This is a genomic window from Streptomyces sp. NPDC092952, assembly GCF_044754785.1.
In the GTDB taxonomy this organism is placed as follows: Bacteria; Actinomycetota; Actinomycetes; order Streptomycetales; family Streptomycetaceae; genus Streptomyces.
In genome coordinates this window covers 360,956-374,181 of record NZ_JBIVPT010000006.1, presented here as the reverse complement: position 1 = coordinate 374,181, position 13,226 = coordinate 360,956, and the positions used below count along the sequence as shown (strand labels likewise).

General features: G+C 71.2%; 14 protein-coding genes. 3 read left to right on the top strand and 11 right to left on the bottom strand.

Going from position 1 to position 13,226, the window contains the following annotated elements; all coding sequences use genetic code 11:
- Positions 1-223: 223 nt before the first annotated feature.
- From ACIQGQ_RS18285 to ACIQGQ_RS18265, 5 genes are all read right to left on the bottom strand, one after another.
- Positions 224-1,096, bottom strand: coding sequence for an amino acid ABC transporter permease (locus ACIQGQ_RS18285; protein ID WP_402396797.1), 873 nt, complete (start codon positions 1,094-1,096; stop codon positions 224-226).
- Positions 1,093-1,737 (bottom strand): amino acid ABC transporter permease, encoded by a 645-nt coding sequence (locus ACIQGQ_RS18280; protein ID WP_402396795.1) that lies wholly within the window; start codon positions 1,735-1,737, stop codon positions 1,093-1,095. Before ACIQGQ_RS18280 ends, ACIQGQ_RS18285 begins: the two co-directional genes overlap by 4 nt.
- A 16-nt stretch (positions 1,738-1,753) precedes the next feature.
- Positions 1,754-2,665, bottom strand: a complete 912-nt coding sequence (locus ACIQGQ_RS18275) for a glutamate ABC transporter substrate-binding protein (RefSeq protein ID WP_402396793.1) — start codon at positions 2,663-2,665, stop codon at positions 1,754-1,756.
- A gap of 14 nt (positions 2,666-2,679) precedes the next feature.
- Complete coding sequence (locus ACIQGQ_RS18270) at positions 2,680-3,423, bottom strand: amino acid ABC transporter ATP-binding protein (RefSeq protein ID WP_366297813.1); 744 nt, start codon at positions 3,421-3,423, stop codon at positions 2,680-2,682.
- A gap of 147 nt (positions 3,424-3,570) precedes the next feature.
- The gene (locus ACIQGQ_RS18265) at positions 3,571-4,011 is read right to left on the bottom strand and encodes a DUF6278 family protein (protein WP_402396789.1); all 441 of its coding nucleotides are present in this window, start codon (positions 4,009-4,011) and stop codon (positions 3,571-3,573) included.
- A 372-nt stretch (positions 4,012-4,383) separates the two neighbouring features.
- Here ACIQGQ_RS18265 and ACIQGQ_RS18260 point away from each other — a divergent pair, with 372 nt between their 5' ends.
- Entirely contained in the window at positions 4,384-5,574 is a 1,191-nt protein-coding gene (locus ACIQGQ_RS18260; protein WP_402396787.1) for a Cmx/CmrA family chloramphenicol efflux MFS transporter, read from the top strand.
- Between the two features lie 146 nt (positions 5,575-5,720).
- Here the strand turns inward: ACIQGQ_RS18260 and ACIQGQ_RS18255 are convergent, their stop codons facing one another.
- The 4 genes from ACIQGQ_RS18255 to ACIQGQ_RS18240 form a co-directional block, all read right to left on the bottom strand.
- Positions 5,721-6,500 (bottom strand): exodeoxyribonuclease III, encoded by a 780-nt coding sequence (locus ACIQGQ_RS18255; RefSeq protein ID WP_366297816.1) that lies wholly within the window; start codon positions 6,498-6,500, stop codon positions 5,721-5,723.
- A 48-nt stretch (positions 6,501-6,548) separates the two neighbouring features.
- Positions 6,549-7,214 carry an MBL fold metallo-hydrolase gene (locus ACIQGQ_RS18250; protein ID WP_402396784.1) on the bottom strand — a complete coding sequence of 222 codons (666 nt, stop codon included), beginning with the start codon at positions 7,212-7,214 and terminating at the stop codon, positions 6,549-6,551.
- Positions 7,215-7,226: 12 nt separating this feature from the next.
- Entirely contained in the window at positions 7,227-8,501 is a 1,275-nt protein-coding gene (locus ACIQGQ_RS18245) for an alpha/beta fold hydrolase (RefSeq protein ID WP_402396781.1), read from the bottom strand.
- 154 nt (positions 8,502-8,655) lie between these two features.
- Entirely contained in the window at positions 8,656-9,063 is a 408-nt protein-coding gene (locus tag ACIQGQ_RS18240) for a hypothetical protein (RefSeq protein ID WP_402396778.1), read from the bottom strand.
- A gap of 132 nt (positions 9,064-9,195) precedes the next feature.
- On the opposite strand from ACIQGQ_RS18240, the gene ACIQGQ_RS18235 reads away from it, so the two are divergent.
- Positions 9,196-10,227, top strand: a complete 1,032-nt coding sequence (locus ACIQGQ_RS18235) for a helix-turn-helix domain-containing protein (RefSeq protein ID WP_402396776.1) — start codon at positions 9,196-9,198, stop codon at positions 10,225-10,227.
- Between the two features lie 41 nt (positions 10,228-10,268).
- A complete protein-coding gene (locus ACIQGQ_RS18230; protein ID WP_402396774.1) occupies positions 10,269-10,727 on the top strand; it encodes an SRPBCC family protein in 459 nt (152 codons plus the stop codon).
- A 124-nt stretch (positions 10,728-10,851) separates the two neighbouring features.
- Here ACIQGQ_RS18230 and ACIQGQ_RS18225 read toward each other — a convergent pair whose 3' ends face one another.
- Together ACIQGQ_RS18225 and ctaD are read right to left on the bottom strand one after the other, a co-directional pair.
- Complete coding sequence (locus ACIQGQ_RS18225) at positions 10,852-11,202, bottom strand: hypothetical protein (RefSeq protein WP_402396771.1); 351 nt, start codon at positions 11,200-11,202, stop codon at positions 10,852-10,854.
- A gap of 34 nt (positions 11,203-11,236) precedes the next feature.
- The gene (gene ctaD / locus ACIQGQ_RS18220) at positions 11,237-12,922 is read right to left on the bottom strand and encodes a cytochrome c oxidase subunit I (protein WP_402396932.1); all 1,686 of its coding nucleotides are present in this window, start codon (positions 12,920-12,922) and stop codon (positions 11,237-11,239) included.
- Positions 12,923-13,226: the final 304 nt, after the last annotated feature.

Sequence of the window (13,226 nt, the reverse complement as noted above, 5' to 3'; positions counted from 1 at the left end):
GTGCCCAGGACGGCGGTGCGAGGGGTGAACCGCTGCCTTCCCCACCGGCGCACCGGCGCTCCGGCGGGAAGGCAGCTGGTCGAGCACCGCCCGGCCGGCGCAGCTGACCTTCTTCTCGCCCGGGAAGGCCCGGTGCACGGGCCCGTCGTCCCGTACGAGAAGTGATCACCGGCTGCTGCCGGGCGGGCACCGCTCTGCTGGGACCGCCTCGCGGCGGCCCCGGCTACTGCACTCCCGGCAGCAGCGTTCCCGGTTCGGCCGGTGCGATCTCCACGGCCTTCATCTTCGGATTGCGCCGTTCCCGCTTGGCCACCCAGGTCGCGAACCAGGAGAGCAGCATGCACATCCCGATGTAGATCGGTGAGATCACCATCACCACCGGGATGAAGGGAAGATCGTAGTCGAGGTTGGACGCGATGAGCTTGCCCGCGTGCAGAAATTCCTCGTACGTGATCAGGTAGCCGAGCGAGGTGTCCTTCAGCGCGACGACCAACTGGCTGATGATGGTGGGCAGCATGGCGCGCACCGCCTGCGGGGCCAGCACGAACGTGGTGACCTGCGTCTTGCGCATGCCGAGGGCGTACGCGGCCTCGCCCTGGCCTCGCTCGACCGAGTTGATCCCGGCGCGGAAGACCTCGGCGAGCACCGAGCCGTTGTACAGGGTCAGCCCGGTGACCAGGGCGGGCAGCGGCTGCACCTTCAGCGCCACGAAGATGAAGAAGATCATCACCAGTACGGGCATGGCACGGAAGAACTCGACGAGCACCGTCGCGATCCAGCGCACCGCCCGGTGCACGGAGAGCCGGCCGACCGCGAGGACGGCGCCGAGCAGCAGCGAGAGCACCGCCGCGTACGCGAACGCCTTGAGGGTGTTGCCCAGCCCCCGCAGCAGCAGTTCCTGGATGCCCTTGTACGCGAAGGGGGTCCATTTGGCGGCGGTGAACTGCCCGGTGTCGAAGAGCAGGTAGACCACCCAGCCGATCAGGGCGAGGATCAGGACCGTCGTGGCGATCCCGTAGGCCCGGTGGCGCTTGCGGGTGGCCGGGCCCGGGATGTCGTAGAGGGCGGTGGCCGCGGGTGCGGTGCGGGTGGTCATCGGGCGACTCCCCAGCGCTTCTCCAGCACGTTGAAGAGCGCGCTGATGGACAGGGTGATGATCAGGTAGCCGACGGCGATCCAGACGAACGACCAGATGATGCTGTAACCCAGTTCGTTGAGGGTCTTGTAGGTGCCGAGCAGTTCGGTGACGCTGAACGCCCCCGCGATCGCCGAGTTCTTGGCGAGGGCGATGAGGGTGGAGCCGACCGGCGGGATCACCGTCCGGAACGCCTGCGGCAGGACCACGGTGCTCAGCGTCTGGCCGAACGTCATGCCCAGGCTGCGCGCGGCCTCCCCCTGCCCCGTCGGCACGGTGTTGATGCCCGAGCGCAGCACCTCGCAGATGAACGCGGAGGTGTAGCAGCCGAGCGCGAGGACCGCGAAGACCTTGAAGGGCAGGACGAGGCCGAAGCGGGGCAGTCCGAGCAGAACCGCGAAGAACAGCAGGGTCAGCGGGGTGTTGCGCAGCACCGTCACCCAGACCGTGCCGATCACCCGCAGCGAGCCGACCGGGGCGACCCGGCAGGAGGCCATCAGGAAGCCGAGGACCAGGGCCAGGGCCGAGGAGTAGACGGTCAGTTCGACCGTGCCCAGGAAGCCCTTGCCGTAGAGCGAGAAGTTGTCGGTGAGTACGTTCATGTTCGTTGCCCGCCCCTCAGGCGGCCGGATAGCGGTCGATGGGCGGCGGCTTCGGCGCGGGCACCCCGGACAGGCCGAGCGTGGCCTCGAACGCCTTCTTCCAGTTGCCGTTCTTCTGGTTGGCCTCCAGCGCGTCGTCGAGCGCGAACCGCAGCGCGTTGTCGCCGCGCGGGACCCCGATGCCGTAGGGCTCCCGGGAGAACGGTTTGCCCACGACCTTCATCTCGTCGGGCGCCTTGGCGGCGAAGCCCAGCAGGATGGCGTCGTCGGTGGTGACGGCGTCGACCTGGTAGGTGAGCAGGTTGTCGACGCAGATCGAGTAGGTGTCGTAGGAGACCAGGATCGCCTTCGGGAAGTCGGCGGCGATGCGCTGGTACGGGGTCGATCCGGCGGCCGAGCAGACGGTCTTCCCGTCCAGGTCCTGCGGCCCGTTGATGCCGTGCTCGTCGGTGCGGACGAGCAGGCCCTGGCCGGCCATGTAGTAGGGGCCGGCGAAACCGACGAGCTTCTTGCGCATGGCGTTGATGGTGTAGGTGCCGACGTAGTAGTCGATCTGCCCGTTCTGCAGCGCCGTCTCGCGGTTGGCGGAGGCGATGGTCCGGAAGCGGATCGTCTTCGGGTCGAAGCCGAGCGAGGCCGACATCATCCTGGCGATCTCGATGTCGAAGCCGGAGTAGACACCGGTCGCCGGGTCCTTCTCGCCCAGGTAGGGCTGGTCCTCCTTGGCGCCGACCCGGAGGTAGCCGCGTTTCCTCGCCTTCGTCCAGGTCGGCGAGGCGGGCAGCCGGAAGGCGGTGTCGACCTGGTACACCGGGAGCTGGTCGGGCCTGGGGCCCTTCACCGGCGGGCTGCCCTCCTTGCCGCAGGCGGCGGCGAGCGCGGCCAGCAGGAGGGCGGCGCAGACGGCCAGGGCTTTTCTCGTACGCAACACGGAACTCCCTGTCAGTGCTTGAGGATCTTGGACAGGAAGTCCTTGGCGCGCTCGCTCTCCGGAGCGGTGAAGAACGCCTCGGGGGTGCGGTCCTCGACGATGCGCCCGTCGGCCATGAAGACCACGCGGTTGGCGGCGGACCGGGCGAAGCCCATCTCGTGCGTGACGACGACCATGGTCATCCCGTCCCGGGCGAGCTGCTGCATCACCTCCAGGACCTCGTTGATCATCTCCGGGTCGAGCGCCGAGGTGGGCTCGTCGAAGAGCAGCGCCTTGGGGTCCATGGCGAGGGCGCGGGCGATGGCGACGCGCTGCTGCTGGCCGCCGGAGAGCTGGGCGGGGAACTTGTCGGCGTGCGCGGCGAGTCCGACCCGTTCCAGCAGTTCACGGGAGCGCCGGTCGGCCTCGTCCTTCTTCCGCTTGCGGACCTTGAGCTGGGCGAGCGAGACATTGGCGAGCACGGTGCGGTGCGCGAACAGGTTGAACGACTGGAAGACCATGCCCACTTCGGCCCGGAGCTCGGCCAGGCCCCTGCCCTCCTCGGGAAGAGGTCTGCCGTCGATCGCGATCCGGCCGGACTCGATCGTCTCCAGCCGGTTGATGGTCCGGCAGAGCGTCGACTTGCCGGAGCCCGAGGGGCCGATGACCACCACCACCTCCCCGCGGCCCACGGTGAGATTGATGTCCCGCAGTACGTGCAACTGCCCGTAGTACTTGTTGACGTCCCGCAGTTCGATCAACGGATCGACGGCCATACGCTGCCCTACCCACTTTTCTCTGTACCGAGGTCAGCGCAAACTATCCAGCCCGAAAAGGGACTTCGCCCCCGACACGCATAAACAGGCCATAAGGCGTGTTATGTGCTTGTCGTCGCACGCCCGCCCGGGATGACGGGACGACCCTCAGCCTTCGGCGGATTCCGAGTACACCTGCGAGAGCTCGGGGCTGCCCGCCATCGCCCACTCCAGCCCGGCCCCGACCACGTCGATCTCCCGCCCCGAGGCGAGCCGCACCACGGGCTGCCCACCGGGCCGGATCCCCCAGACCGCGCCGGGGACGGTCCGCACCAGGACCGTTCCGAGGTACAGCCCGGCGTCGTTGCCCAGCCAGGGCAGCTCCTCCGGGTCGTCGCGCCAGCGCGGCGGCAGCTGGTCGAGCGCCGCCAACGACGCCGGGCTGTCGTCCAGCCGGAGCCCGCGCTCCTCCACCCGGACCCGGAGCAGCTCGCACTCGGCGAGGAGTTCCGCCACCCCGTCGGGGTCGTCCGCGAACGCAGCGGCGAGCCCCGCCTCCCGCACCTCGCCGTGCCGCTTACGCCAGTTGTCCAAGAAAGGGATGTTCATACCACTCAGGGTCGCACTCCGGGCGCGCCGGACACCACAGGGCGCGCGGCCCTTCGGCCGCGTACCGGGGTACGGGACCGGGCGGGCCCCAAAGGTGGAGGCGGAACGTTCCGGGCTGGTACCTTCGTGCGCATGTCCAGCCCCGAGTCCGACAGAGGCTAGCCACCGGTCCTCCGGTGGCCGATCCGCTGTCGCCAGGCCATCGCCGCAGGACCACCTCCGTGTGGGCCCGCGTTCCTCCCGTGCGCATCCGCCGGGTCACGTCCGTGAACACTCCGGGCGTTCTTCCGCGTTGCCGTCCCGTTCCCTCGGGGCGGGTGCGGGCCCACACCCCTGCTCGGTCCCTCTGCCGGTCTTCCATGGGGTTTCTTCATGCCATTCGCCGTATACGCGCTCGGGCTCGCCGTCTTCGCCCAGGGCACCTCCGAGTTCATGCTGTCCGGTCTGCTCTCGGACATCGCCACCGACCTGCACGTGTCCATCCCTGCCGCAGGGCTGCTGACCTCGGCCTTCGCGGTCGGGATGATCGTCGGGGCGCCCTTGACGGCGCTCTTCAGCCGGAACTGGCCGCGCCGCCGCGCCCTGGTGTTCTTCCTCTGCGTCTTCTGCGCCGTCCATGTGGTCGGCGCGCTCACCCCCGGGTACGGGCTGCTGCTGGCGACCCGGGTCGTCGGGGCGCTGGCCAACGCCGGGTTCTGGTCGGTGGCCCTGGTCACTGCGGTCTCCCTGGCCGGTCCCGGGGCCCGGGCCCGGGCCACCTCGGTGGTGGTCGGTGGCGTGACCCTCGCCTGTGTGGCCGGGGTGCCCGCCGGTGCGCTGCTGGGCGGGCACTGGGGGTGGCGGGCGGCGTTCTGGGCCGTGGCCCTGGTCTCCGTACCGGCCGTTCTCGTGATCGCGAGGAGCGTGCCCGCGGGGCGGCCGGAGTCGGAGCCGGAGCTGGTGCCCGTCCGTGCCGAGCTGCGGGCCCTGGCCGCCCCGCGCCCGCTGCTGACCCTGCTGACGATGGCGCTGGTGCAGGGCGCGACGTTCTGCGCGTTCTCCTACGTCGAACCGCTGGCCACCCGGGTCACCGGGCTGGACCCGGCCTGGGTGCCCGGGCTGCTGGCGCTCTTCGGGGCGGGCTCGTTCCTCGGCGTCACGGCGGCCGGCCGGTTCGCCGACAGCCGGCCGGTCGCCTTCACCCTCGGCGGGCTGGTGGCGCTGGTGGCGGGCTGGGCCGCGTTCGCCCCGGCCTCGGGGAACACGTACGCGACGGTGGCGTCCGTGCTCGTCATGGGGATGCTCGCGTTCGGTACCGGTACGGCGCTGATCTCGTGGGTGTTCCGGCTGGCTCCGGGGGCGCCGACGCTCGCCGGATCGTTCGCCACCGCCGCGTTCAACGTGGGTGCCGCGCTCGGCCCCTGGCTGGGCGGGCTGGCCATCGACGCGGGGCTCGGCTTCCGGGCGCCGCTGTGGGTGAGCGCCCTGCTGACGGCCCTGGCCCTCGGGCCCGCCCTGCGGGTCATGGCAAGGGCACGGGCAGGGGCGGGAGCCGGGGCGAACGCCGGGGCTCCCGCCGCCTGAACCGCGGGATCGTGTGCCCCGCCCGGCGCTGAACGGGCGGGGCCGTCCTCGGTCGCAGCAAGCAGCCAGCAAGCGTGATCAGGGACGGGAACCACGCTAGCCCCGGGCACTGACAACGGCCCGGACAGCGGGCCCGCGCAGTGGGCTCAGACGCCGAGGTCCACGACCACCGGGGCGTGGTCGGAGGCTCCCTTGCCCTTGCGCTCCTCGCGGTCGACGTAGCTGTCCTCGACGGCGGCGACGAACGGGGCGTTGCCGTAGACCAGGTCGATCCGCATGCCCTTGTTCTTCGGGAAGCGCAGCTCGCGGTAGTCCCAGAAGGTGTACGGGCGGTCGTACTTGAGCGGGCGCGGCATCACGTCGGACAGCCCCTCCTCGCGCAGCGCGGCGAGGGCGGCGCGCTCGGCGGGGGTGACGTGCGTGGCGCCCTCGAACAGTGCCGGGTCCCAGACGTCCTCGTCGGTCGGGGCCACGTTGAAGTCGCCGAGCACGGCGAACGGCCGCGCGCCCCCGGCGTCCTCGGCGACCGCCTTGCGCAGGGCCTCGAACCAGCGCAGCTTGTACGCGTAGTGCGGGTGGTCGACCTCGCGGCCGTTGGGCACGTAGACCGACCAGACGCGGACCGGGCCGCAGGTCGCGGAGATCGCCCGCGGCTCCTGCGCCCCGTCGTACTCCGGGCCGCCCGGCAGCCCCTCGACGACATCGGCCAGGCCGACCCGGGAGACCAGCGCCACCCCGTTCCACCGGCCGGTGGCGTGGACCGCGGACTCGTAGCCGATCTCGCGGAGCGCGTCCGCCGGGAACTGCTCGGCGGCGCACTTGGTCTCCTGGATGCACAGCACGTCCGTGCCGGTGCTCTCCAGCCATGCCAGCAGCCTCGGGAGCCGGGCGGTGATCGAATTGACGTTCCAGGTGGCGATGCGCATGTACGTAAACCTAGCGGGTGGCACCGACAGCCGCCGGACCGGCGGCGGTCACAGGCCGGTCGATTCACCGGGGGCGAGCCGGCCGTGGTCGGCGGGGGCCAGCGCACCGATCTGGGTGTCGTAGATCGGCCGGGCGAGATCGGTGAGCAGGGCGTCGTGGATGTCGATGGCGCGGCGCGGGGCAACCTCGCGCACGTAGTCGATGACCTCGGAGATCTTGTTCCAGGGGGCCATCACCGGGACCATCAGCGTGTCGACCGGCCGGTCCGGGACGGTGAGCGCGTCGCCCGGGTGGAAGAGCGCGCCGTCCGGGCCGTCGACGAGGAAGCCGATGTTGGTGATCCTCGGGATGTCCGGGTGGATCACCGCGTGCAGTTCGCCGTGGACCTGCACGTCGAAGCCCGCCGCCGAGAAGGTGTCGCCGTGGCCGACGGTGTGGACGCGGCCGGGGAAGGCCGCGGCCAGCCGGTCGGCGACGCTGCGCAGGGTCCAGAGCTCGGCGGCCGGGTCGGCCTCCAGCGCCGCGCGCAGCCGGCCCTCGTCGAAGTGGTCCGGGTGCTCGTGCGTCACCAGCAGTGCGTCGGCCCCGGCGGTGGCGTCCGGTTCGGAGAAGGCGCCCGGGTCGATGACGAGCGTGCGCCCGTCCTTCTCCAGCCGGATGCAGGAGTGGATCTTCTTGGTCAGCGTCGGCTGCGCGGGGTTCACGGCGTCCATGGGCCCATCCTGCTACGGCCGGGGCCTGGTTTCCTCCTGGATCACGGTCTGGGCGACGGAGAAGGCGGCACCGGCGGCGGGCACGCCGCAGTAGACGGCGGTCTGCATCAGCACCTCCTTGATCTCGGTCGGGGTGAGGCCGTTGCGCAGCGCGGCCCGGACGTGCGCGGCCAGGCTCTCCAGGTGGCCGGAGGCGACCAGGGCGGTGAGGGTGACGCAGCTTCGGGTGCGCCGGTCCAGTCCTTCCCGGCTCCACACCTCGCCCCAGGCGTAGCGGGTGACGAGTTCCTGGAAGTCCTCGGTGAAGTCGTCGGCGGCGGCCAGGGCCCCGTCCACATGGGCGTTGCCCAGCACCTCGCGGCGGAGCTTCAGCCCGGGTTCGTACGGGTCGGGCCGTCCGGCGCCGTCCGGGGGCTGCGGCGTGGCGGCGGTGATCTCCGCGACGGGCAGCACGGGGGCGGAGAGCTGCGGGATCGGTGCCGGTACGGGGATGGCGGCGAGGGTGTCCTGCCAGGCCGTGGAGAAATGGGTGAGCAGCAGGTCCGTGACGGCTGCGGGCTGCTCGACCGGGGCGAGGTGGGAGGCGCCGGGGACCAGGGCGAGGCGGGCGTCGGGGATGCCCGCGACCAGGGTGCGGGCGTCCCCGGGTCCGGTGACCCGGTCCTCGGAGCCGACCAGGACGAGCGTGGGGGCGGTGATCCGGCCGAGCTCGCCGCGGATGTCGAAGGAGGCGAGGGCCTCGCAGGCGGCGATGTAGCAGCCGGGGTCGGTGGTGCGGACCATCTGGACGGCCCAGTCGACGATGGCCGACTGGGCGGCGGCGAAGCCGGGGGTGAACCAGCGCTCGGGCGCGGTGCGGGCCATCGGCTCCAGGCCGTTGGTGCGGACGACGACGCCGCGCTGGCGGAACTCGTCGGCGCTGCCGAACCGGGGGGAGGTGCCGATCAGGGCCAGGGAGGCGACGCGGTGCGGGTGGCGGAGCGCGAGGTCGGCGCCGATCGCGCCGCCGATGGAGCAGCCCGCGTAGCCGAAGCGCTGGACGCCGAGGCCGTCGAGGGTGGCGAGGAGGCGGTCGGCGAGGTCGCCGACGGCACCGGCGGGGCGGGCCGGCGCGCCGCCGTGGCCGGGCAGGTCGTAGCGGAGAACTCTCCAGTGCGGGGTGAGCTCGGGTATCTGCCGGTCCCACATGTGCCAGGACGTCCCGAGCGAGGGGCCGAGGACCAGGATCGGCGCGTCCTCGGGCCCGTCGAATCGGTACTGGAGGGTTTCAGTCGTCGTCTCACTCACCCTTCCACGCTCCCATATCGCGCCCCCGGTCCTCCCCCCAGGGCCGGAAGGCCCTGCGGGACGGGCATGGACATGAGGGGATTTGCGGTGGCCGGGCGGGGCGGCCCGGAGCGGCGCTGCCCCCTCCCCCGAGGGGGGCAGCGCTGCGCGTCGGTCAGTCCGCGAGCAGGCCGGAGTTGGTGGCCGCCCCGCTGAAGTTCAGGTAGTACTCGGCGCCCGGTGTCGAGTTGGAGAAGATCACCGTCCACCGGCCCGCGGGCGCCGTGATCCAGCCGTGGCACTTGTTGTGCGTGCAGACCTGGACGTCGCGGGTGGCGCCGGGCTTGATGTTGATGTCGCCGCAGTTGCCCCGGACCCAGGTCCACTGTCCGTAGTTGGGGTAGTGCGCCGGGTGGGTGGTGTCGCCCGCCTGGGCCGTGTACGAGCGCGCACTGCCGTAGCAGCTCTTCACCTGCGCCCCGACGCCCGCGGTGTGGGCGGCCTGGGCGGGGACGGTGAGGGCGGTGCACAGGGCGGCCGCTCCTGCCAGTACCGCCGCGACGCGCTTGCTCCTTGCCGGCATGGTGATCTCCTGTCCGTGATGCTCGGCGCCCACCGGACGTGGGCGCCGCATCAAGACAACTACCGTTCGGAGCAAGCCTGTTAATGATTCGATCTGCTTCGAATGGAGTGCGTGCGCCTACGCTCCGCAGACGTGATATCCGTGTTTCCCGACGCCGGGACGCTGAGCAGGGTCCGGCTCGCGCTGTCCCCGGCGCACGATGTGGTGTCGTTGCTGCGGTACGCGATGGCGGGGCGCCGTCATCCGCTCCTGGGCGATCCGGGCCCCGCGGCGCGGTGGGCGCTGCGCAGGCCGGACGTCGCCCTGATCGCGTGGTGCCAGCCCGACGAGCGGAGCGGGCTCACCTACATGCCCGACCTGCTGACTCCGCTGCCGTCCCGCGGCCCCTCGGGGCACGTCTTCGACGAACAGCTGGCCGCGATGGACGCGACGCCCGAGGAGGACGCCGCCCACCAGGTCGCGACGGTGCGGTTCGGTGGCGGTCCGTTGCCCGCGGCGCTGCGGTCGGCGCTGGACTCGGGCGAGTTCGGGCAACGGGTCGCCAACGGCATGCGGCAGTTCTGGACGGATGCGGTCGCGGACGACTGGACCGGACTGCGCACCGCCCTGGAAGCGGACGTCGCCATGCGCTCGCGGGAAATGGCCGGGCACGGGATCGGGCACCTCCTCGACACCCTGCATCCGAAGATCGGCTGGTCGGGCGGGCGGATCGACGTGCACCGGGGCGTGTACGAGGAGGAGATCCGTCTGGCCGACCGGGAGGTGGTGCTGGTGCCGACGATCCACCCGGACGTCGGCGTGCAACTGGAGGCGTCCGGCGACTTCGCCCTCTTCTACCCGGCGGCGGGCCTCGGTGCCGTGGCGGACCGCCCCCGCACCCCGGCGGTGGGGAAGCTCCTCGGCCGGAGCCGGGCCGCGCTCCTGGGCGACCTGGACGTGGCTCGGTCCACCGGCGAGCTGGCGGAACGGCTCCGGCTGGCCCCGGCCACGGTCTCGTACCACCTGGGGGTGCTGCACCGCTCCGGTCTGGTCCTGCGGGAACGGGACCGGCGCGTCGTGCGCTACCGGCGCAGCCCGGAGGGGGACGCACTGGTGGGACGGCCGAGGGGCACGTCCGGCGACACGCGGTCCGCCGCGCGTGCCGGGGCGGCGCGCTCCCGGTAGCGTCGGGCGGGGGCTGTCCCCGACGGAGAGAAGGCGTCGCAGTGTCCCGGAACCGCCGCTTGATCCTGAGCCCGCCATCCACCGTGTGGGACCTGCTGGCCGACGGCAGCCGGTACGGGGAGTGGGTCTCGGGAACACAGGAGATCACCGCCGTCGACCCGCACTGGCCCGAGGTCGGCGCCCGGCTGCGGTTCCGGGTGGGCCTCGGCCCCGTCACCCTGGACGACACCTGCACCGTCCGCATCTGCGAACCCGGGCGCCGTCTGGAGCTGGAGGCGAAGGCGTCCCCCTTCGGCGCGGCCCGTATCGCCATGAACCTGATCCCGTGGGGCGGGAACACCCTCTTCCTCCTCGAATGGCATCCGCTTCGGGGCCCCGGTACCCGCATGCACGGACTCCCCGTCGACTACCTCGCCTCCATCCGCAACGGCATGATGCTGACGAAGCTCGCCCGGATCGCCGTCCGGGAGGGCGACCGCGCCGCGGTGCCCCGGCCCTGACCGGCCGCCGGTCATCGGCTCCCGTACCGCCCCGGGCGGTGCCCCGAGGACGCGGGAACCCCCGCCGGGACCGTCCGGCGGGGGTTCCACGGCTGTCGCCTGCCGTGCGTGTCTCGCGGTTCGTCTATACGTCCTCCCTGCTCCCGGTGGCCCGTACCGGGAAGAGCGTGGACCAGCGGGCCTCCTCCTCGCGCTGTTCCCGGGCCCGCAGCAGCCGGGACCGGACGGCCAGGCAGATCACCGCGGTGACACCGGTCACCGCGGGCAGGACGGCCAGGCCCGGGGCCACGGACAGGAGCAGCAGGAGCGGGGTGAGGGGCACCGTGCCCCAGCCGGTCAGTACGGCCGCCGCCGCGGGACGGCGTGAGCGCGGCCGGTCCGGACCGGCCCGGAGGTCGAGGTAGGCGGGCAGGTACCAGACGTTTCCGGCTGCGAGGAGTACGAGGACTCCTCCCGCCAGCACTCCGTGGGACATCGGTGGCACTCCTCGGGAAGCGGTGCGGGGCGGATCAGTGCGAGGCGGATTCGAGTGCGGTGATCTCAGGGTGGTGCAGGTCGAAGGCCGGGGATTCGCTGCGGATGCGGGGCAGGGCGGTGAAGTTGTGCCGGGGCGGCGGGCAGGAGGTGGCCCATTCCAGGGAGCGGCCGTAGCCCCAGGGGTCGTCGACGGTGACCTTCTCGCCGTACTGGCTGGTCTTCCAGACGTTGTAGAAGAAGGGCAGGAACGACAGCCCGAGCAGGAACGACCCGATGGTGGAGAGGGTGTTGAGCGCGGTGAATCCGTCGGCGGCGAGATAGTCGGCGTACCGGCGCGGCATTCCCTGGGCACCGAGCCAGTGCTGGACCAGGAAGGTGAGGTGGAATCCGGCCGTCAGCGTCCAGAACGTTATTTTACCGAGCCGCTCGTCGAGCATTTTCCCGGTGAACTTCGGCCACCAGAAATGGAATCCGGCGAACATCGCGTACACGACCGTTCCGAAGAGCGTGTAGTGGAAGTGCGCGACGACGAAGTACGAGTCGGACACATGGAAGTCGAGCGGCGGTGAGGCCAGGATGACGCCGGTCAGTCCGCCGAACACGAAGGTGATGAGGAATCCGGTGGTCCAGAGCATCGGGGTCTCGAAGGAGAGCGATCCCTTCCACATCGTGCCGATCCAGTTGAAGAACTTCACCCCGGTCGGTACGGCGATCAGGAAGGTCATGAACGAGAAGAAGGGGAGCAGCACGCCGCCGGTCACGTACATGTGGTGGGCCCAGACGGTGACGGAGAGGCCGGCGATCGCGATCGTCGCGGCGACCAGGCCGATGTAGCCGAACATGGGCTTGCGGGAGAAGACCGGGACGATCTCGGAGACGATCCCGAAGAACGGCAGCGCCAGGACGTAGACCTCGGGATGGCCGAAGAACCAGAAGAGGTGCTGCCAGAGCAGGGCACCGCCGTTGGCCGGGTCGAAGATGTGCGAACCGAATTTCCGGTCCATTTCCAGGGCGAAGAGCGCAGCCGCCAGGACCGGGAAGACCAGAAGGATGAGCACAGCTGTCAGCAGTACGTTCCAGGTGAAGATCGACATCCGGAACATGGTCATTCCGGGGGCGCGCATGCAGATGATGGTGGTGATGAAATTGACCGCGCCGAGAATGGATCCGAATCCGGAGAGCGCCACGCCCATGATCCACATGTCGGCGCCGATGCTCGGGGAATGCGTGGCGTCGGAGAGCGGGGCGTACGCGAACCAGCCGAAGTCGGCGGCTCCCTGCGGGGTGAGGAATCCCGCGGCGGCGATCAGCGAGCCGAAGAGGAACAGCCAGTAGGCCAGCATGTTCAGCCTCGGGAACGCCACGTCGGGGGCGCCGATCTGGAGCGGCATCAGCCAGTTGGCGAATCCGGTGAACAGCGGCATCGCGAAGAGCAGCAGCATCACCGAGCCGTGCATGGTGAACGCCTGGTTGAACTGCTCGTTGGAGATGATCTGCGTCCCGGGCCGGGCGAGCTCGGCGCGCATCACGAGCGCCATCACACCGCCGACGAGGAAGAACAGGAACGCGGTGACGAGGTACAGCGTGCCGATCTGCTTGTGGTCGGTCGTGGTGAGCCACGAGACGACGATCCGGCCGCGGGAGCGGCGGCCGGGCCGGTCGGGGCCGGGGGGCAGGGGCCCTTGTACGGGGGCTGCCGGGCTGCCCTGCTTTTCCATTGCGTCCACCGGACCGTGTCCTCCAGCTCTTGCGTTCCACGAGCGCTCCCCCGCCGTGCGGGGCGCGGGGAGCGGTCGGGAAGGTCCGGTGGATCACGGGGGGGACGGGCCGGACCTTCCCGGCCGCACCATGCTGGCCGCGGCGCCGAAGGGCCTCCAGGGACCGACGGGTACCGTTCACCGGGACGACCGGCCCTACGCGCGGGGCCCCAGGCGGCCGACCGGCCCCACCCCCGGCCCCCGGGTTACGCGGGTGCGGCCCGGGGCCGGCCGGGCGGCTGCCGTAGGCTGACCGTCCGTGGAC

Bases quoted from the DNA above. Each gene is read 5' to 3' on its own strand.
- ACIQGQ_RS18280 (WP_402396795.1), bottom strand. From the start codon at position 1,737: ATGAACGTACTCACCGACAACTTCTCGCTCTACGGCAAGGGCTTCCTG.
- ACIQGQ_RS18240 (WP_402396778.1), bottom strand. From the start codon at position 9,063: ATGCCGGCAAGGAGCAAGCGCGTCGCGGCGGTACTGGCAGGAGCGGCC.
- ACIQGQ_RS18255 (WP_366297816.1), bottom strand. From the start codon at position 6,500: ATGCGCATCGCCACCTGGAACGTCAATTCGATCACCGCCCGGCTCCCG.
- ACIQGQ_RS18265 (WP_402396789.1), bottom strand. From the start codon at position 4,011: ATGAACATCCCTTTCTTGGACAACTGGCGTAAGCGGCACGGCGAGGTG.
- ACIQGQ_RS18225 (WP_402396771.1), bottom strand. From the start codon at position 11,202: ATGTCCCACGGAGTGCTGGCGGGAGGAGTCCTCGTACTCCTCGCAGCC.
- ACIQGQ_RS18250 (WP_402396784.1), bottom strand. From the start codon at position 7,214: ATGGACGCCGTGAACCCCGCGCAGCCGACGCTGACCAAGAAGATCCAC.
- ACIQGQ_RS18285 (WP_402396797.1), bottom strand. From the start codon at position 1,096: ATGACCACCCGCACCGCACCCGCGGCCACCGCCCTCTACGACATCCCG.
- ACIQGQ_RS18260 (WP_402396787.1), top strand. From the start codon at position 4,384: ATGCCATTCGCCGTATACGCGCTCGGGCTCGCCGTCTTCGCCCAGGGC.
- ctaD (WP_402396932.1), bottom strand. From the start codon at position 12,922: ATGGAAAAGCAGGGCAGCCCGGCAGCCCCCGTACAAGGGCCCCTGCCC.
- ACIQGQ_RS18270 (WP_366297813.1), bottom strand. From the start codon at position 3,423: ATGGCCGTCGATCCGTTGATCGAACTGCGGGACGTCAACAAGTACTAC.